This is a genomic window from Hymenobacter psychrotolerans DSM 18569 (assembly GCF_900142395.1).
In the GTDB taxonomy this organism is placed as follows: Bacteria; Bacteroidota; Bacteroidia; order Cytophagales; family Hymenobacteraceae; genus Hymenobacter; species Hymenobacter psychrotolerans.
Genome location: NZ_FRAS01000011.1, coordinates 106,281 through 125,439 on the forward strand (window position 1 = coordinate 106,281; position 19,159 = coordinate 125,439).

Here is a 19,159-nt window from a genome sequence, read left to right on the forward strand (position 1 = left end):
AAGGCAGCTGACTCACAAATATGCGCTTCTGCCGGCTCAATACCGTTCCAGATCCTGCTTGCGGTAGGCATCAATGCCCAGCAGAATGAACAGCAAAATGGTGAACGACCACAGCGAGGAACCGCCGTAGCTGAACAGCGGCAGCGGAATGCCCACCACCGGCGCCAGCCCAATCGTCATGCCGATGTTGATGGCAAAGTGGAAGAAGAAGATGCTGGCCACGCAGTAGCCATAGGTGCGCCCAAACACCGATTTCTGGCGCTCCGCTACGTACAAGATCCGCCAGAGCAGCGCTACAAACAGCACAATCACGACCATCGTGCCCAGCCAGCCCCACTCCTCCCCGATGGTGCAGAAGATAAAGTCGGTGCTTTGCGCGGGCACGAAGTCGAATTTGGTTTGGGTGCCCTGCAGGAAGCCTTTGCCGGAAAAGCCGCCCGAGCCGATGGCAATCTTGGACTGCGTCACGTTCCAGCCCACGCCCAGCGGATCGGCGGAGGGGTTGATGAGCACTTCGATTCGCTTGCGCTGGTGGGGCTGCAGCACGTTGTTAAAGAAGAAATCAACCCCGAACACCATCCCGATTACCACCGCCCAGACTCCCACGGACACGGGCAGATGGTGGCGCAGCACCTTGTTGTTGAACACGAACACCAACCCCAGAATCAGGGTGAAGGCAGCTACCAGCCATACTTTGGGCACCAGCAGGGCCAGAATCAGAATGATGGCCGCCGCCGCCAGAATCACCAGAATCAGCGGCGACATGCCTTCGCGGAAATACGCCAGCAGAAACGCCGCAAATACCAGCGCCTGCCCGGTTTCGTTGGCGGCCAGAATCAGCAGCGGCGGCAGCAGCGTGAGGCCGGCCAGCACGGCCTGGTCGCGGAAGTTCTGCTGGCGCAGGTTGATGCTGGCCATGTAGCGCGACACGGCCAGCGCCGTCACGAACTTGGCAAACTCGGCCGGCTGCAGCCGCATCGGGCCCAGCTCCAGCCACGACCGGGAGCCGCCGATGGGCCGGGCAATAAAGGGCGTGATGATGAGCAGCACAATCATGCCGCCGTAGAGCACAAACGCAAATGTGTCGTAGGCTTTGTAGTCGATGACGAGCAGCACCACAATCAGCACCACGGCCGTCCCGATCCACAGAATCTGCTTGAACCAGTCGAAAACCAGCAGCTGCTGAAAGCTCAGATTGCCGAACAGACTGCCGTTGGTTGGCGCATCGGGCGAGTAGCTGGCCGCGTACACGCTGGCCCAGCCCAGCAGCACCATCAGAAAATAAATTCCGACCGTCACCCAATCGATGCTGCGCGAATATCTGGCGGGAGAAGAGGGCATCAGGAAAAACTAACGTTTGCGGATAAACCGTTCGGCCGGGCCCTGCAGCCAGTTTTCCCAGCGTTTGCGCCAGGGGGCAATGTCGCCGCGCAGGTATTTTTCGATCATCAGTGAGGCCATAGGAGCGGCCGATGAGCCGCCGAAGCCCGCATTTTCGATGAACACGACAATGGCAATCTTGGGGTCTTCGGCGGGGGCGAAGGCGGCGAACGTAGCGTGGTCGGCGCCGTGGCGGTTCTGTACGGTACCGGTTTTGCCGGCCACCGAAATGCCCACATCCAGCAGCGACGCACTGTTGGCCGTGCCGCCGCGGGCATCCACCACCTGCTGCATGCCGGGAATGATGGTTTCGAAGTATCTCGGGTCCACGACCGTGGTGTGCCGCTCCCGGAACTGCGGCAGCGGCCCGCCATTGCCGATTCCTTTCACGAAATGCGGCGTGTAGTAGTAGCCCCGGTTGGCGATGGTAGCCATAACGTTGGCCATCTGCAGGCCCGTAATGCCCATTTCGCCCTGCCCGATGGAGAGCGAGTAGATGGTGCGGAAATTCCAGCGGTGAAAGCCGTAGGCCTTGTCGTAGAAGTCCGAGGTCGGAATCAGGCCCCTTTTCTCCTGCGAGATATCCACGCCCAGCTTTTCGCCCAGCCCGAAGGTCATTACCTGCCGCCGCCACTCGCTGTAGCCCAGGCGCACATCCTCGAAGCGGTTGGTAGAGCGCCCGCGCAGCACGGCCGTGCGCATCACCTGGTAGAAATAAGGGTTGCAGCTGTTTTTGATGGCAATGCTGACGTTGTAGGGGTGCTCGTGGCGGTGGGTGCAGCGCACCAGCTTCCAGTTGCAGTCGAAGCTGGTCTGCGGCGTCACGACGCCCATTTGCAGCGCCACCAGCTCATTTACCAGCTTAAACACCGAGCCCGGCGGGTAGGTGGCCATCAGGGGGCGGTTGAAGAGCGGCTTGGCCGTGTCCTGCAGCAGCTCCATGTAGCGGTTGCCCATGCCCTTGCCCGTCAGCACCGACGGCTCGAAACCCGGCGCCGACACCATGGCCAGAATTTCGCCGGTTTTGGGGTCGAGGGCCACAATGGAGCCGCGCTTGTTCTGCATCAGCATCTCGCCATACTTCTGCAGCTCGATGTCGATGCTGGTGTGCAGATCCTGCCCGGCCACCGACAGCGTATCGTACTCACCGTCGCGGAACGAGCCTTTCTCGATGCCGCGCACATTGACCATACGGTACTGCACGCCGCGCTTGCCCATCAGCTGCTCCTCGTAGAACGACTCCAGCCCCGAAATGCCCAGAAAGTCGCCGGGCAGGTACTTGGCGTACTTCTCTTTTTCGAGGAAAGCCGGCGTGATGGCGCCCACGTAGCCCAGCGCGTGGGCCATATTCTCGGTACGGTAGGAGCGCGCCATCCGGGCTTTGATGGTGAAGCCGGGAAAGTCGATGAGGTTGTCCTGAATGGCGGCCAGCTCGGGCGTGCTCAGGTTCTGGACCAGCGGCGAGGCCTTCACGCGGGAGTGGGCGCGGGCCGTTTTCAGGGCCTCGCGCACTTCTTCCAGCGGCAGCTGCAGCAGCTGGCAGAAGCGTACGGTATCGAGCTGCTTCACCTCGCGCGGCACCACCATCAGGTCGTAGACGGGCGTGTTCTGCACCAGCAGCTGGCCTTTGCGGTCATAGATCAGGCCGCGGTAGGGCACCTGCACAATGCGCTGCAGCGTGTTGCGGTCGGCGGCCAGCTTGTAGCTGCCATCGAGCACCTGAATGTAGAAAAGCCGGGCTCCGAAGGTGAGAGCAACGGCCAGAAAAATAGCCGCCACCACAAACCGGCGTCCTTCGAGATATTGCAAAGCGTGTGTTCTGAAAGAAAAGCACTTGCGGCCGGGCGGCCGGATTCACAAAGGTACGGCCCGGCTGCCTTTCTACCAGCTATATAGTTGCGCTACCAACGGGACGGCCGCGGGGCCGGTAGGGCTTAGCGGTTTCTTCGTTTGGTGGGGAAGAAAATGAGCTGGATAATGAGCAGCGTGAGGCCCGTGAACAGGGTGCTGGCTACCACCTTCACCAGCGTAAGCCCAAACGCCTGGAAGCTGCCCAGCTCCAGCAGAAAAAACGCCGTGTGGTGCAGCCCGATCAGCAGGGCCATGTACACCACAAACCACTGCCCGCCCATCTGGTGCACGTTCACCGAGTCCTGGGTTTCGTAGCCGTCGCGCGGGGTGAGCAGGCGCAGCACCCAGGGCCGCAGGTAGCACAGCAGCACGGCCGCCGCCGCGTGCACGCCCCCCGTGTCGTAGAAGATGTCCATCAGCAGCCCCGTGCCGAAACCCAGCACCAGCTGCAGCACAATGGGCGTACCGATGGGCAGAAACAGCAGGAAGCCGAGGTAAAAGAAGCACCAGCCCAGATCAAACAGGGCCAGCCTGCTTACCAGCAGCATGTGCACGGCCATGTAGAACACAAAGCGCAGCAGCTGAATCAGCAGTGTTCCTACTCCCTTCATGGCCGCTCCTCCCCTTCCGGCTTCATGCCGGCTTTCAGCTCCAGCGTGTCGCGCTCCACTTTCGGGCGCGGATTCACCACGTACACGTAGGTCAGGTTCGAGAAATCAACGGCCAGCCGCACCCGCACGGTCCAGAAATTCTTGTCGGCCTCCTTCACAAACGAGTCGATGGTGCCGATGATGACGCCTTCCGGAAACAGCGCATTGTAGCCGGAGGTAACGATGGTGTCGCCGCGCACGAGTTTATTCTGGCGCGGAATGTAGTCGAGCAGCGCGTGCTCGAAGTCGTCGCCGGGCCACTTGATACTGCCAAAGGTGCCGTCGCGCTTGATTTTGGCCGATATGGACGTTTTAGAATGCAGCAGCGAGGTAACGGTGGCGTAGTGCTCACTGGCCACTTTCACGCGGCCCACTACCCCCGACGCCGCCAGCACGCCCATTCCCGGCCGGATGCCCTGCTGGGTGCCTACGTTCAAGGTCAGATAGTTATCCACACGGCGCAGGGAGTTATTCACAACCCGGGCCGGAATAAGCGGATAATCCGGGTCGCGGGTGGGCAGCGTGCGCAGCCCCAGCAGCAGCGAATCGGGGTGCGGCAGGCGGGCCATGCGCGCCCGCGACGCACTATCCTGGGGCACGGGCAGGCTGTCGGCTTCGCGGCGGCTCAGGTCGGAGCGGTAGAGCTGCTGGCGTAGCAAGGCGTTTTCCTGCACCAGTCCCTGATTGATGCTGACCAGACGGAAGTAGTCGAAAACCTGCGTCCGCGCGTCCAGCACCTGCCCTACATAGGCGTTGGCCGAGTTGAAAAACGCTGCTCGCTGGTAGGTGCTGTTGCGCACCAGCAGATACAAGCTCACCACTTCCAGCAACGCAAACACGAGCATGCCCCGATAGCGAAACAGAAAAGCGAACAGGTTATTCATGAATCAACTACAAGTGAGGAACGAACAGGAGGAACAGGGAATGATTCGAGCTGAAATTCCCTGTTCCTCCTGTTCGTTCCTCACCGAATTACGTCAGCAGAACGCTGCGGAAGGCCTGAATATTCTTGATGGCAGCACCCGTGCCGCGCACTACCGCCCGCAACGGGTCTTCGGCAATGTGAATGGGCAGCTTGGTTTTGGCCGCCAGGCGCTTGTCGAGGCCGCGCAGCAGGGCGCCGCCGCCGGTCAGGTGGATGCCGTTTTCGTAGATATCGGCCGACAGCTCGGGCGGGGAGATTTCCAGCGCCTTTAGCACGGCTTCCTCAATCTTAGCCACCGACTTGTCCAGCGCAATGGCAATTTCCGACGACGTGACTTTGATAACCTTCGGAATGCCGGTCATCAGGTCGCGGCCGCGCACCTCAAAATCGGGCGGCGTTACGTCCAGCTCAGTCAGGGCCGCGCCTACTTCAATCTTGATCCGCTCCGCGGAACGCTCCCCGATCAGCAGGTTGTGCTGGCGGCGCATGTAGTCCAGAATATCCTGGTTGAAGACGTCGCCGGCCGTTTTGATGGACTGGTCGCAGACGATGCCCGACAGCGCGATTACCGCAATTTCGGTGGTACCACCTCCAATATCGATAATCATGGAGCCCACGGGTTGCTCCACGTCGATGCCGATACCGATGGCGGCGGCCATCGGCTCCTGAATCATCCAGACTTCTTTGGCCCCGGCGTGCTCCGCGGAGTCACGCACAGCGCGCTTTTCCACCTCCGTGATGCCCGACGGGATGCAGATGACCATGCGGTGCGAGGGCTGAAATAGCCGGGTCCGCGTGTCAATCATCTTGATCAGGCCCTTAATCATCTCCTCGGCGGCATGGAAGTCGGCAATTACGCCGTCTTTGAGGGGGCGAATGGTTTTGATATTGTCGTGGGTCTTTTCGTGCATCTGCTGCGCTTGCCGGCCCACGGCAATTACTTTATTGGTTGTACGGTCTTTGGCGATGATGCTCGGCTCGTCCACCACGATTTTATCGTTGTGAATAATGAGCGTGTTGGCCGTCCCCAAGTCAATGGCGATGTCGCTGGTCAGGAAATTAAAGAAACCCATTGAGTAGCGGCAGTTTAAAAGAAGGCGCCCGGATGGAGTCCGTGCAAAGTGGGCGCAAAAGTACGGAAGTTTCGGCGAAGCACAGCTGGTATAATCATGGCATGCTTATAGGCTGGCCGAAGGTATTGTGGTCATTGCGAGGCGCAACGAGTAAAGCGGGCATCTTAGTATAGTATAATTCCGGCCTACACTGGGGCTCCGTTGCTCTTCAGCAAAAAGCCCCGGCGTACGCAGACGGCGGGGCTTTTTGCTGGAAAATGCGGTAGGGCTTTTGCTCGTTGGATTACGGAGGTAGGCGAATTAGGCTTTTAGCTCCTGCTGGCGCAGTCGGCGGGCCCGCCGCCAACCCACTAGCCGGCCGACACTCCCTACCAGAAAACCGGCCGCCAGCAGCGTAAAGCCCAGACGGGCGCTGGCCAGATGCCCGACCCGAACAACGGCCCCACCCAGCAGCAGCAGGACGCCCACTATGTACAATAGAACTTCCAAACGGCCGGGTTTCATAGGTTCAGTAGCTGGTGGCGGAGCAACAATCAAGTTTAGCAAAAAAAATCCATTCTGCTACACCCGCTGCCCGGCCGCTTCTTGTCTAGTGCTTGAAGTGGCGCACGCCGGTCAGGACCATGGCCATATTCAGGCGGTTGCAGGCGTCGATGGAGTCCTGGTCTTTGATGGAGCCGCCGGGCTGCACCACCGCCCGAATACCGGCTTCACCCGCAATTTCCACGCAGTCGGGGAAGGGGAAGAAAGCATCGGAAGCCATGACAGCGCCCTGCAGGTCGAAGCCGAAGCTGCGGGCCTTCTCGATGGCCTGGCGCAGGGCATCTACGCGGGAGGTTTGGCCCACGCCGGACGCCAGCAGTTGCCCGGCCCGCGCCAGCACGATGGTGTTGCTCTTGGTGTGCTTGCAAACCTTCAGGGCAAACTCCAGCGCCGCCACCTCGTCCGCCGTTGGCACCGACTCCGTGACGGGGCGGAACTCGGCGGCGCCTTCCACTACTTTGTCAAAATCTTGCTCAATCACGCCGTTGAGCAGCGTTTTCACCTGCTTAGCGGGGAAAGCCACCGGCTTCTGCCGCAGCAGAATGCGGTTTTTCTTGCTTTGCAGGATGGGCAAGGCCTCCGCTGCAAACTCCGGCGCAATCAGCACCTCAAAAAACAGCTTGTTCAGTTCCTCAGCCGTGGCCGCATCTACCGGCTTATTCACGATAATCACGCCGCCAAACGCCGAAACCGGGTCGCAGGCCAGCGCGTTGAGGTAGGCGGTTTGCAGCGTATCGGCCTGGGCCACGCCGCAGGCGTTGGTGTGCTTGAGGATGGCGCAGGCGGCAGGGCCGGTGGCATCAAACTCCTGCATGAGCAGCACGGCAGCGTCCACATCCACAAGGTTGTTGTAGCTGAGTTGCTTGCCGTGAAGCTGGTCGAAAAGGGCGTTCAGGTCGCCGTAGAAGGTGCCGGCCTGGTGGGGGTTTTCGCCGTAGCGCAGGGCCGTGGCGGGTTTCTGACTCACTTTCAGGACCGCGCCGCTCAGCTCGGTGCCCTGGGCCATGTACTGGAAAATCTGGGTGTCGTAGTGCGATGTTACCTCGAAGGCAGCAGCGGCGTAGTGGCGGCGGTCTTCCAGGTCGGTGGCGCAGTTTTTCTGGGTCAGCAGCTCCGTAACGGCCGCGTACTGGTCGCGGCTGCTTACTACCAGCACGTCGCGGAAGTTTTTGGCGGCGGCGCGCAGCAGCGAAATGCCCCCAATGTCAATCTTCTCGATGACGTCCTGCTCGGCCGCGCCGGACGCCACGGTTTCCTCGAACGGGTACAGATCCACGATTACCAGGTCGATAGGCGGAATCTGGTGCTGCCCGGCTTCGGCCTGGTCGCCGGCTTCGTGGCGGCGCTGCAGAATGCCGCCAAACACCTTCGGATGCAGGGTTTTTACGCGGCCGCCAAATACTTCCGGGAAGCCCGTCAGGCTCTCTACGGCCGTTACTTCGGCGCCCTGCTCTTCTATAAACTGCTGCGTCCCGCCTGTGGAGTAGATGGTCACACCGTGCGCTTTCAACAAGGCCACCAGCGGTTCGAGGCGGTCTTTATAATAGACGGAAACAAGAGCGGAGCGAATGGGCTGCGACATGGCGGCAAGGGTTAGTGAGAGTGTGAAATGCGTCACGAAGGTAGGGCGGCGGCCAGTACCGGCGGGCCCCGGCCGCAAAAAATAGGCGGCACAACCCCCGGCCCGCAAATACAGTTCTATAGTAGCTCACGTGCCCTATCTATGTCCGCCGCCTTTTCCTCCGATCCTGCTATTGCCCCTGTTTCGGCCATACCAGACCCTGTTTCCTCCACTATTCGCCCTTCGGTGCCTGAAGCTGCCGCCGCCCTGGCCCCGCGCCTGCTGGCGCAGGCGCCGCACTCCGACCACGAAGGCGGCTTTCCGGTGCAGGAGTTCAACTGGCTGCGGGAAGCGGGCCTACTGAAAGCACCCCTGCCCGCAGCCAGCGGCGGCGCCGGCCTGGCCGACTCACCGCACACTTTTGCGCTGCTGCATACGCTCAAGCATATCGGGCGCGGCAATCTGGCCGTGGGGCGCGTGTTCGAAGGGCACGCCAATGCGCTGCAGCTGATGCAGCGTTTCGGGAAGCCCGCGCAGGTGCGCCGCTGGGCCGCCGATGCGCAGGCCGGGCACCTGTTTGGGGTCTGGAACACCGAGGCGCAGGATGGCGTGAAGTTGGAGCCGCTGCCGGATGGGCGCTACCGCCTGCAGGGCAGCAAAACTTTCGCCTCGGGCGCGGGCCATGTCACGCGGCCTCTGCTGACGGCGGCCCTGCCCGATGGCGGCTGGCAAATGCTGATTCTGCCCGCCGATGTGCAGCAGCCCGTACTGGATACCAGCTTTTGGCGGCCACTGGGCATGCGGGCTTCAGCCAGCTTCCGGGCCGACTTTTCGGGCCTGGAAATCGGGTCCGAAGACTTGCTGGGCCAGCCCGGCGACTATTACCGGCAGCCGTGGTTTAGCGGTGGCGCTATCCGGTTTGCGGCCGTGCAGCTGGGCGGCGCGGAGGCCGTTTTCGACGAAACCCGGTACTTTCTGCAGCGAATCGGCCGCACCGACGACCCCTACCAGCGCCAGCGTCTCGGCGAAATGGCCCTCCTGATTGAAAACGGCAACCTCTGGTTGCGCGGGGCCGCCGACCATGCCGTACGCCCCACCGCCGAAACCCAGCCGGAAGCCACCGTAGCCTACGCCAACATGGTCCGGACGGCCGTGGAGGATATCTGCCTGCGGGTGCTGCAGCTGGCCGAACGGTGCGTAGGCGCGCGCGGGCTGCTTCGGCCCGAGCCGTTTGAGCGGCTGCACCGCGACCTGACGCACTATCTCCGCCAGCCCGCCCCCGATGCCGCCCAAGCCGATGCCGGCCGGTTTGCGCTGGCTCACTCCATCCCCGCCTACCGCCTCTGGCATGTCTGAGCTTCCCTTCTTCGAGTTTAACTCGCTGCCTCTGCGCCCGCCGGAGTATGCCGCCACGCTGGGCCCTACGGTTGTAATTGCGCCGCATCCCGACGACGAAAGCCTGGGCTGCGGGGGCTTGCTGGCACTTTTGGCGCAGGCCGGGCAGCCAGTGTGGTGCGTCCTGGTCAGCGACGGAACCATGTCGCACCCGAACTCGGTGAAATTCGCGGCTCCGGCCCGGCGGGCGCTGCGAGAGCAAGAGTTGCGGACGGCCCTGCAGGAGCTGGGCTGCTCTTCTGATGCGCTGCTGCCCCTGAATTTGCCGGATGGCTCGGTGCCCTCCCCCGATACCGAGGCTGGGGCCGAAGCCGTGGCGCGGCTGGTGGCTTTCCTGCGGCAGACGCAGCCCCACACGGTGCTGTGCCCCTGGCGCCGCGACCCGCACCCCGACCACCGCGCCACCAGCCTGCTCGTGCAGGCTGCTCTGGCTCAGCTGTCCACTCCGCCTCGCCTATTGGAGTACGTGGTATGGGCCTGGCAGCGCGCCGCACCCTCCGATTTGCCGCAGCCTGATGAGGCCATTGGCTGGCGCCTTGAAGTGCAGCCGGTGCTTGCCCGGAAACAGCGGGCTATTGCGGCGCACCGCTCGCAGTTGGCGCCCAGCATCATTGATGATGATCCGGCTGGGTTCACGCTTTCGGCGGAAATGCTGGCACACTTCGAGCAGCCGTTTGAAGTCTATCTGGAGGCTCGCTGAGCCTGGTTCTTTTCTTCGTTATCTGCTTTAGCTGCTTATTCTGATGAACCCCAACCAACCGCATACGCTGCCACCTACCTACTTCGATGAGGTGTACCGCGCCAATACCGACCCCTGGAACTTCGAAACCAGCCCCTACGAGCAGACCAAGTACGCCGATACCGTTTCGGCCCTGCGGACGGAGCCATATGCCAGCGGGTTTGAAGTTGGTTGCTCGCTGGGTGTGCTCACGCAACTGCTGGCCCCCAAATGCCGGCAGCTGCTGGCTATAGATGTGGCCGAAGCACCTTTGGTACGGGCCCGGCAGCGCTGCGCGCATCTTCCTCAGGTAGAGTTTCAGCGGATGACGCTGCCCGAAGAGTTTCCCACAGACCGTTGCTTCGACCTGGTGGTGCTGTCGGAAGTCGGGTACTACTGGGCCATGCCTGATTTGCAGCAAACCTCGGCCAAGCTGCTGGAGGCCCTGCTTCCGGGCGGGCATCTGCTGCTGGTACACTGGACCCCGGCCGTACACGACTATCCGCTGACCGGCGACGAAGTGCACGACTTTTTCCTGAGCCATACTGCGGAGGCTGGTCCTTTACGGCACGTGCATGGCCACCGGGCGCCGCAGTACCGGCTCGATCTGCTGGCCCGCCGCTAAGGCAACTCCAGAAACTGCAGCATCCTTCTCGTAGCGCGCCACCAGCTGCCGAAGCTCCAGAATAGCCTGGGGCAAGGGCACTAAGCGGTGCCGGCGCCATCGGGCCCGGTGTTGCTGCACCCACTCCCACAGCACTCCAAACGAAGCCGAAGCCAATAGTTGCTGCGCCAGAGCGCCAGCGGGCACGCTCAGCGTAGCGGCCAGCTGCACGCATAGCGGAGGGCGCCCGGCGCGCTGCTGTGCCTGGTTCCAGAGCTGCCGAAGCTGCTGCCGCCCCTGCCATTCGGCCACCAGGCTCAGCCCGTTTTCCACTACCGGGTCGCGGTGCTGCCGGGCCAGCTTGTCCCATTCTCGCAGCTGCCACGATAGCCCCACTTCCACCCGCCCCTCGCGCCGCGCCGACGTCACGACCCGGACTTTGGGGCTGTGGCGCACCTGCAGGTCGTGGCGGCGCAGGGCCTGGCACAGGGCTTCATCTTCCAGAAAAGGCACTACCGGCAAGCCGCCCACCCGCCGGTACGCCGCCGCCGTAATGCCCAGACTGGCCCCAAAATGCTGATGATGGCGAGGCCAGGGGTCAGCGGGGTCAGGGTCGAGGAGCGCCTCCAGCCGCGCCCGGAGCAGGCGGTAGTGCGCGTCGCGCAGGTGCGTGCGCCGCACCGTGCCTCCGTGCGGGGCGGCCGCCTCCGGCAATATCCGGCCGCCCACGGCATCGGCACCAGCCGCAAACTCGTGTTGCATAGCCGCCAGCCACGTAGGCGCCACGCGCGTGTCGGCATCGGTGCTGGCAATGATGCCTGCGGGGCCAGCCGTGAGCTCCAGGCGGCGGCAGGCCTCATCCATCAGCAGGCACCGGGCCCGGCCCACGTGTGCCTCGGCAGCAAGAAGTGTGGTTTCTGCCACGTAGAGGGCCAGCGCCGGATACTGACGACCGAATGCCCGAACGACAGCAGCCGTCTGGTCGCGGCAGTTATTGGCCAGCACCAGAATTTCGTAGCAGCTGAAAGGCAGTGGCTCCCCCTGCAGATCAAGCTGCGTAGCCAGAGCGGCCAGCGTGGCGGGCAGGTTGGCCGCCTCGTCTTTCGCCGGAATGATAACACTGATTTTCAGGCCGGCAGCAGGCGGCGGCAAGTGCTGCCACAACCCGGCCGGGGCCGTTGCGGCCGGGCCGGCGGTTGTCTGGCTGGTAAACAAGCACATCGAAACAGGATGAGTTAGGGATTTTGCTTCTACGCGAACAACTCAGGAGAAGATAAGCCCCGGCAGGCTCAGAAGCACCTTTTTACTTGGCTGCGGCAAGCCCGACTGTAGTACTACAACGCAACGTGCCGCCCGGGCTTCGGGCGGCACGTTGCGTTGCGGCGGAACCGATACGCGGCTAAAACGCCTCGCCCACGGCGAAGATGATACCGGAGTTGCCGCCGGAACCTACCCCATAGTCGAGGCGGATGTTGAGCCGGTCGCGGCGGTTGAAGCGGAAACGGGCGCCCAGGCCACCGGCAAACTTGGTACCGTCGAAGGAATAGTCGGAGAGATTATAGCCCACCTGGCCCACACCCATAAAGGCCGCGACATCGAAGCGCCAGATGAGTTTCTGCCGGATTTCAGCCTGGAAAGTGCTGAACTGCCGGTCGCGGTAGCGGGCTTCGTAGATGCCGCGCATCAGGTAGGAGTTGTTGTAGAGCGAGCCGCCGAGCGTGGCGCCCATGCCGCCCAGTTCCCGGAACGGTACGTCGCCGGAGTGGTACTGGCCCAGAAACTGCATGGCCAGAATGGTGTTGTTGGAGCCGAACAGCGGGTTGAAGTGGCGGGCATCAACCTGGTAGCGCGTGAACTTGTAGTCGCTGCCCAGGCCGGAGCCGTTGAAGAGCATGTGCGCATCCACGAAGTTGCCGCGGTAAGTAGCCAGCACATTGTCGCGGCCGTCGTAGAGCAGGGCCGGGCCCACGCCCGAGCTAACGCCACCGGCCCGCTGTGCTTCGGGAATGGCGTAGTACGGGGCCGTATTGCCGTCCATGTCTTTGAGCTCCACGTCGCCGAGCTTGGTGAAGCGGTACCGCACGCCCGCAAACAGATTGGGCACCACGCGCACCAGCGCCTTCTCATCGAACACCCACAGCGGATACTGGATGTGCGACTCGATATCCTTGCTGGTGTTGTTGCCGATGCCGTAGTAGTTGAAGGCAAGGTCGTAATAGCTCAGCTCCCCGGAAAAATACAGCTTCTCACCCGGCGTGAAGATGTTGTGCGTGAGCTGAATGGTGGTTTGCTTTTCCTGCGAAAACCAGGCAATCAGGCGGGCGTTGGACTTGCGCACGGTGGTATCGGTGCCGAAGCGCCACACCGGCAGAATGGCGGCGCCTACCGCGAAGCCCGTTTCCTGCTGGTAAAACGCAATGGGCACCGGAATGAAGCTGGGCTTGTCGCTGGGCGCAAACCGCGACTTTTTGGGCGGGCTGGCATACGAAGGGGCGGGGGCGGTGGTGAGGCCGGGAGCCGGGGCTGCCACCGGAGTTACAGTGGTGGTATCGGCCGGGGTTGTAACCTGGGCCGAACCAGGCCGGGCCAGCATACACAGCGCCAGCGGCATGTAGAGAAAGCGCATAAAGGGCTTCGATAAAAAGAAGGGGTGAAGAGGCTTGGCCGGCAGATAATAGTCGGCTTGCAGCCCTATGACACCCCTAACGAAGCAGAGCAGCCTACGGTTTTATATTGCCCCGGCCGCCAGCAGCATCGACAGCACCCCGGCCAGCATAATGCCTTTGCACCAGCGGCTCAGCTCCACAAAATGCCGGCGCCGGTCGGCACGCAGCAGCAGGCGCGCCAGCCACAGCAGCGGCATCAGCACCAGGGCCAGCAGCCACGCCGCCAAGGCCAGCATGTGGTGGGTGCCGGCGTGCCAGATGGCGCCGGCCACCAGGGCCAGCAGGCAGGCCAGGAAAACCGCCGCCACCCACTTTGTGCGCGCTACGCCCCACACAATAGGCAGCGTGCGGCAGTCGTGCTGGGCGTCGCCGCGCATGTCTTCCACATCCTTCACTATCTCGCGCACCACCGTCAGCAGAAAGGCCGCCAGCGCATACACCCACACGCTGCTCGTGCCGGTGCGCAGCTGCAGCTCCGGCAGCAGCACCAGCGCCGCCGTCAGGGTAGCAATACTGACATTGCCGACCAGCGCCACCCGCTTGAACCGAACCGAATAGCCCCACAGCAGCAGCGCCGACCCCAGATTCACGAGGCCCAGCAACGGCGAGAGCAGCCCACTCAGCCCCACTCCCACCCCCGACAACAGCACATGCGCCAGCATGGCCCGCCGGCGGTTCACGACGCGGCCCACCACCAGCCGCCCCGGCCGGTTGATGGCATCAATCTTTATATCGTAGTAGTCGTTGATGATGTAGCCCGCCGCCGCTACGCACAGCGCGGCCAGCGCCAGCACCACAAACGGCCCGCTCAGCAGCGCGGCGGCCGGCTGCCCGGGCAGCAGCAGCCCGGCCCGCACCAGCACCAGGCACAGCAACATGATGAGCAGGTTGGGCAGGCGCACCAGCCGGGCAATCGGCAGCAGCGGAATTCCTTCTGCCGGGCCGGTCGGCTCCGAGGGCGGCAGAGCACCCGGCAGCGAGGAAGAGGCAGATGGCGACATACGGCGGGCGCGACAGTGTGGAAATAACAAAACAATAACACCACAGCGTCCCAAGGGCGGGCGCTGCCTGTGCCTCCCTGCAAAGGTGCCAAAAAAGAAAGCTCCTCCCACAGGGGAGGAGCTTTCCGTTGTCATCAATCTTTTTCAGCCGAAGACTATACTTTTTTTACGTTCACTGCATTCACGCCCTTACGGCCTTCCTGCGTCTCAAATTCCACACGGTCATTCTGTTGGACCTGCCCTCCGTTAAGACCGGTAATGTGAACGAAGAAGTCTTCCTTCGTCACATCATCTGTAATGAAGCCGTAGCCCTTCGCCTCATTAAAGAATTTTACGGTTCCTGTTTTCATGAAAAAAGAAAATGATGAATGGATGAGGGGTAAATATAGAGGTTATTCGGAAAAGCGCAACCCCGGCCAAACCAGCCCGCAGGCGCCGGGCCGGCAGCCTGATCAACTGAAAATCTGCAGTCTACCAGGTTTTCTGGGCCTTCATGACGGCCTCGATCAGCTCGCGCACGGCACCGTGCCCGCCGGGCAGCGACGACACGTAGGTGCTGACGGCCCGCACATCATCGGCGGCATCGGCGGGGCAGGCGGCCACGGCACAGCGGCGCATCACCTCCAGATCGGGCATGTCGTCGCCCATATAAGCAATATGCACCGGGTCGAGGCGGTAGGTGTTCACGTAGTTGTTGAAGATTTTCATCTTGTCATCCACGCCCAGGAACATGTCGCGCACATCCAGAGACTCCAGCCGCTTGCGCACGCCTTCTTCCTCGCGGCCCGAAATAACGGCCACCCGGTAGCCCTGCCGCAGCGCATGCCGGATAGCGTAGCCGTCGCGGATGTGGAAGGCCCGGGCCTGCTCACCGGAGTTGAAGGCCAGCAGCGTGCCATCGGTTAGTACGCCGTCTACGTCTAGTACAAAAGCCTTGATAACCGATAAATCGGGAGTAGTAGAAGAGTGGTCCATTGGGCGGAGTGATAAATAGGCCGGCGCGGGTTACCACTGAAGCGCCGGGGCCAGTGCGGCCGGAAAACGGTTTCCGGAGCACGGGCGCCAGGCAGTTCCGGCAAGCGGCCAGTTGGCAGTTAGGCGCTTATTTCTGGTTGTCGCGCCATTCGTACACCCACTTGGCCTGGATCTGCTCCAGGTGGCCTTCGTTGGCCTGCTCGCGGGTGCCGGAAAAGTTGGGCAGGCTCAGCACCCAGTCCAGCAGCTCGGTGAAACGGATACGGTAGATTTTGGCTTCCGTGAAGTCGTCACCAAACTTCTCGTAGAGGGCCATGGCAATGTCCTCGTGGTCGTTCCAGTGAATTGGGGGCTCGAAGTGGGCCATGTGTTGCAGTATTGTTGGGGTGAGGTGCGGCTTAGCTACAGCGGGCCACACTGGCTTGAGGGAAACGCGCCGCGGCAAAATAGCCAGCCGGTCCCGCTCCTGCGGCCAATCGAATTAGTGCCCGAGGAAATTCTGAGGCGGAACCAGAATAACCAGGTCGTTGCTGGTGCTCTGCACCACGCACTGGCAGGCCAGGCGCGAGTTGATCCGCGGATTTATAGCCCGGTCAATAAAGTCCTCTTCTTTGTCGCTGATTTCGGGCAGGTCGTTTTCGCCACGCACCACATACACGTGGCAGGTGCTGCAGCCACACACGCCCCCGCAGTTATGCTGGAGCTGGATACCGTTGTTGAGGGCCACGTCCAGCACCGACTCGCCTTCGGCGGCTACGTGCGTCTGGGCGGTCTGGCCGTCCTGAAACTGGAAAGTAATGTTGACAGCTTTCACGCAAGAATTCCTCAAACGAGGTAAAAATGAAGCCACGAAGGTACGCACCCCCGCCGCCGATTCAAAGCTCGGTAGTGGGCAGGTTGTTTTCCGGGGCCGGCAAATACTGCTTCTGGATGCTTTCTGTCAGGGTGTTATATATCTGCAGCCACTGCGGGTGCGCTGCCAGGGCCGCTCGGTGCCGCTCGAGGGTGGGCGTATCGTGGCGGGCGGCGGGGCCGGTTTGCACCGTGAAAGGCGGGTGGGCCAGCGCTTTTTCCACCGTTTCGTGGAGCAGCGGCGCCAGCAGCGTCAGCGGCAGTTCCTGCTGCTGTAGCAGCGCATGGCTGATACCCAGCAGGTGATTGGTGAAGTTGCAGGCAAACACGGCAGCTACATGCATGGCTTGCCGCTGGGGCGTGCCTACGCGCTGCACGGTGCCGCTCAGCGTATGCCCCAGCGCCAGCAGTGTGGCTTCCGCAGCCGGCTCGGCGGCTTCTATGCATAGCGGCACAGTGAGCCAGTCTACGTGGCGGCCGGCACTGAATGTCTGGAGCGGGTAGAAAACGCCGCCGCGCACCTGCGGGCTATTTGCAAAGGCACTGAGTGGCACCGTGCCCGACGTATGGGCCACCAGGGCGCCCGCCGGAAATCTGGCCTCTGCCAGCAGCGTAGGAATAGCCGCATCGGGCACGGCCAGCAGGTATACATCGGCGGCGGGCAGGCCGGTCATGTCGAGGGAAGACACTACGCGGGACCCGGGCAATCGGGCAGCCAGTGCTTCAGCCGACGCAGCCGTGCGGCTCCAGACGTAAGCTACCTGATGCCCAGCCTGCAACAGGGCCGGACCAAGCTGACCGGCAACCCGCCCGGCCCCCAACAAGGCCACGCGCAACGAAGAAAGAACAGGCAGTGTCATTGGCAGAACTCAGAAAACAGAAACAACAAAGTAACCGGACACAAGCAGTTTTGCCGCCCTGATGCGGGAAGTTCTCAGAGAAATTCAACAACTTGGGACCGGTAAAACCCTCACAAAACATTGCTGGGGCCGAATATTTGCCGTTTTTCACCCATAAAGTCCTTTCATTTTCAACACTTTTACCTTTTTCATGAAAAACTCTTACACTGCTCCCTGGCGCAAGCTGGCGCTGACGGCGCTGCTGGGCCTGGGCGGCGCTGCCGCAGCACAAGCTCAGTTAAACTTCCCCTTGGGCAATGCTGCAAATACCGCAGGTACGTATACCGACCTAGGCACAACAGGCACGGTTATTACTACTCCTAACAACGATGACGCCAACTCGGCCGTGACGCCAATCGGTTTCACATTTTCGTTTAATGGTGCTTCTTTTACTGATTTCGTTCTTAATACGAACGGCTATCTGAAACTAGGAACTACAGCCCCAGGAGCTCCTTATTTTTACTCTGGCCCACAGGCAGTTACCGGCGGCCCGCTTAACACTGCGGCCGAAACTAACCTGATTCTGCCCTTCAACCTTGACCTGGAAGGCACCACTACTACGGAGTACCGAGTACTCACCACTGGTGCTACTGGCGAGCGGGTGACTACTATCCAGTGGAAAAATGTTAGCGATAAGCTCGTATCGGCAGCTACCGGTAAGCAGTTTGCCTCTATTTCTTTCCAAGTAAAGCTTTACGAGACGTCTAACCGCGTCGAGTTTGTATACGGCACAGCTACTGCCGGACCGGGCCCGGATGCATTTAAATCGGCAGCAATAGGTCTGAAAGGCTCTGGCAACACGGCCTCTTCGTCTTTACTGGTTACCAAGGGCTCAGTACAGACCTGGAACTTGGCCTCTTTCGTTGCTGGCAACTACACCGGCAATGCTCACAACGTACGTAGCTCTGCACTTCCAGATGCTGGCCGTACGTACAGCTTCACGCCTCAGCAGGCCAACGATGCTGCAGTATCTACGATCTATACGTTGGGCAAGCTGCCGGTACCCTTTAATGGAGCACACACCGTACGGGCACTGGTCCGTAACGTAGGTAGCACGAACATGACTAACATTGCTGTTACGCTCAATGTATCTGGCAGCACCACGTTCAGCGACGGCAAAATCGTTGCTACGCTGGGAGTAGGTGACTCTACCTTCGTAACATTCAATGCCTATACTCCTACCACAGTAGGCACCAACACAGTACGGGTTGCAGTAGGCACCGACAATAATACTGTGAACAATGCGAAGACTGTAACGCAGTTGACTACTGCTGATGCCATCACGTATGTAGATGCTGAAACCAGCCCCTCTAACTTCATCTATGGTGGTACAGTAGCTTCAATTCTGGCAAACCGCCATTCTTTGGCTCAGTCCCGCACTGTAACGAATGTGAAGGTGAACATCACCAACGACCCAACCCGCAATACGGGTCGCTCGGTGTATGGCGTAGTATTGGATGCTCAGGGCAACATTATTGGCCGTTCTGCTGACCGAGTGCTGACTGCTGCCGACAATGGCACGCAAGTAACTTTCCCAATTACTACCCCGCCCACCATTCCAGCAGGAAAATTCTTCATTGGTATTGGCCTTGTAGTACCGACCGGCGCACCTGCCTATTATCCTCTCGAAGCTCAGCAAGAGCGCCCTACCCGTCCTGATACGGCATTCTTTGCCTTCCCAGTAGTAGGTGGAGTAAGCGGTGGCATTGACAACTCAGTTAACTATGATGACCGTTTCCGCATTGAGGCGACACTTGGCACACCGCTGGGAACTTCTGCAGCACTGAGCAAAGCTGTATCGATGTTCCCGAACCCTTCTACGGGTGTGGTAACACTGGACGTGCGTGGCGCCAATGCCAAAAACAACCTGCAGGTAAGTGTGATGAACATGTTGGGCCAGACCGTACACACGGCCTCGCTCAAGGATAACTTCGAGAACCAGCTCAACCTCTCGGGCCTGGCCAACGGCGTGTACCTGCTGAAGGTGCAGACCGGCTCGGACTTCACGACCCGTCAGCTCACCATCGCCAAGTAAGGTTTCTTACTTCGCTACAAGAAAGGGCAGC

General features: G+C 61.1%; 19 protein-coding genes. 4 read left to right on the forward strand and 15 right to left on the reverse strand.

The annotated features are described in order from the left end of the window. Positions 1-36: 36 nt before the first annotated feature. From rodA to purH, 7 genes are all read right to left on the reverse strand, one after another. Complete coding sequence (rodA, locus tag BUE15_RS11585) at positions 37-1,341, reverse strand: rod shape-determining protein RodA (RefSeq protein ID WP_073284901.1); 1,305 nt, start codon at positions 1,339-1,341, stop codon at positions 37-39. Positions 1,342-1,350: 9 nt separating this feature from the next. Next, entirely contained in the window at positions 1,351-3,189 is a 1,839-nt protein-coding gene (mrdA, locus tag BUE15_RS11590; protein ID WP_073284903.1) for a penicillin-binding protein 2, read from the reverse strand. Between the two features lie 125 nt (positions 3,190-3,314). After that, positions 3,315-3,842, reverse strand: a complete 528-nt coding sequence (locus BUE15_RS11595; RefSeq protein WP_073284906.1) for a hypothetical protein — start codon at positions 3,840-3,842, stop codon at positions 3,315-3,317. Beyond that, on the reverse strand, positions 3,839-4,765 hold the full coding sequence (gene mreC, locus BUE15_RS11600) for a rod shape-determining protein MreC (RefSeq protein WP_073284909.1): 927 nt from the start codon (positions 4,763-4,765) through the stop codon (positions 3,839-3,841). Before mreC ends, BUE15_RS11595 begins: the two co-directional genes overlap by 4 nt. Before the next feature lie 88 nt (positions 4,766-4,853). Next, positions 4,854-5,879, reverse strand: coding sequence for a rod shape-determining protein (locus tag BUE15_RS11605; protein ID WP_073284911.1), 1,026 nt, complete (start codon positions 5,877-5,879; stop codon positions 4,854-4,856). Positions 5,880-6,179: 300 nt separating this feature from the next. Further along, positions 6,180-6,383: a hypothetical protein gene (locus BUE15_RS11610; protein WP_073284914.1), complete on the reverse strand. Its 204-nt coding sequence runs from the start codon at positions 6,381-6,383 to the stop codon at positions 6,180-6,182. 85 nt (positions 6,384-6,468) lie between these two features. Next, on the reverse strand, positions 6,469-8,004 hold the full coding sequence (gene purH / locus BUE15_RS11615; RefSeq protein WP_073284917.1) for a bifunctional phosphoribosylaminoimidazolecarboxamide formyltransferase/IMP cyclohydrolase: 1,536 nt from the start codon (positions 8,002-8,004) through the stop codon (positions 6,469-6,471). A gap of 141 nt (positions 8,005-8,145) precedes the next feature. Here purH and BUE15_RS11620 point away from each other — a divergent pair, with 141 nt between their 5' ends. From BUE15_RS11620 to BUE15_RS11630, 3 genes are read left to right on the forward strand one after another with little or no spacing between them, the layout of a single operon-like run. Further along, positions 8,146-9,339, forward strand: a complete 1,194-nt coding sequence (locus BUE15_RS11620) for an acyl-CoA dehydrogenase family protein (RefSeq protein ID WP_084548995.1) — start codon at positions 8,146-8,148, stop codon at positions 9,337-9,339. Beyond that, the gene (locus BUE15_RS11625) at positions 9,332-10,078 is read left to right on the forward strand and encodes a PIG-L deacetylase family protein (RefSeq protein ID WP_073284919.1); all 747 of its coding nucleotides are present in this window, start codon (positions 9,332-9,334) and stop codon (positions 10,076-10,078) included. Before BUE15_RS11620 ends, BUE15_RS11625 begins: the two co-directional genes overlap by 8 nt. Positions 10,079-10,121: 43 nt before the next feature. Then, positions 10,122-10,721, forward strand: a complete 600-nt coding sequence (locus BUE15_RS11630; protein ID WP_073284922.1) for a class I SAM-dependent DNA methyltransferase — start codon at positions 10,122-10,124, stop codon at positions 10,719-10,721. Here BUE15_RS11630 and BUE15_RS11635 read toward each other — a convergent pair. The 8 genes from BUE15_RS11635 to BUE15_RS11670 all read right to left on the reverse strand — a co-directional run bounded on the left by BUE15_RS11635 (position 10,659) and on the right by BUE15_RS11670 (position 17,054). After that, on the reverse strand, positions 10,659-11,921 hold the full coding sequence (locus tag BUE15_RS11635) for a glycosyltransferase family 2 protein (protein WP_073284925.1): 1,263 nt from the start codon (positions 11,919-11,921) through the stop codon (positions 10,659-10,661). The genes BUE15_RS11630 and BUE15_RS11635 overlap by 63 nt on opposite strands. A gap of 178 nt (positions 11,922-12,099) precedes the next feature. Further along, entirely contained in the window at positions 12,100-13,326 is a 1,227-nt protein-coding gene (locus BUE15_RS11640) for a BamA/TamA family outer membrane protein (RefSeq protein ID WP_073284928.1), read from the reverse strand. A gap of 102 nt (positions 13,327-13,428) precedes the next feature. Beyond that, the gene (locus BUE15_RS11645) at positions 13,429-14,367 is read right to left on the reverse strand and encodes a geranylgeranylglycerol-phosphate geranylgeranyltransferase (protein WP_170865241.1); all 939 of its coding nucleotides are present in this window, start codon (positions 14,365-14,367) and stop codon (positions 13,429-13,431) included. 155 nt (positions 14,368-14,522) lie between these two features. Beyond that, the gene (locus BUE15_RS11650; protein WP_073284930.1) at positions 14,523-14,717 is read right to left on the reverse strand and encodes a cold-shock protein; all 195 of its coding nucleotides are present in this window, start codon (positions 14,715-14,717) and stop codon (positions 14,523-14,525) included. A gap of 121 nt (positions 14,718-14,838) precedes the next feature. Then, complete coding sequence (locus BUE15_RS11655; RefSeq protein ID WP_073284933.1) at positions 14,839-15,342, reverse strand: KdsC family phosphatase; 504 nt, start codon at positions 15,340-15,342, stop codon at positions 14,839-14,841. 127 nt (positions 15,343-15,469) lie between these two features. Beyond that, the gene (iscX, locus tag BUE15_RS11660; protein WP_073284935.1) at positions 15,470-15,709 is read right to left on the reverse strand and encodes a Fe-S cluster assembly protein IscX; all 240 of its coding nucleotides are present in this window, start codon (positions 15,707-15,709) and stop codon (positions 15,470-15,472) included. A gap of 114 nt (positions 15,710-15,823) precedes the next feature. Next, on the reverse strand, positions 15,824-16,156 hold the full coding sequence (locus tag BUE15_RS11665; RefSeq protein ID WP_073284938.1) for a 2Fe-2S iron-sulfur cluster-binding protein: 333 nt from the start codon (positions 16,154-16,156) through the stop codon (positions 15,824-15,826). Between the two features lie 61 nt (positions 16,157-16,217). Continuing rightward, positions 16,218-17,054 carry a Rossmann-like and DUF2520 domain-containing protein gene (locus BUE15_RS11670; RefSeq protein ID WP_073284941.1) on the reverse strand — a complete coding sequence of 279 codons (837 nt, stop codon included), beginning with the start codon at positions 17,052-17,054 and terminating at the stop codon, positions 16,218-16,220. 190 nt (positions 17,055-17,244) lie between these two features. On the opposite strand from BUE15_RS11670, the gene BUE15_RS11675 reads away from it, so the two are divergent. Next, positions 17,245-19,128: a T9SS type A sorting domain-containing protein gene (locus BUE15_RS11675; protein ID WP_073284944.1), complete on the forward strand. Its 1,884-nt coding sequence runs from the start codon at positions 17,245-17,247 to the stop codon at positions 19,126-19,128. Positions 19,129-19,159 lie beyond the last annotated feature (31 nt).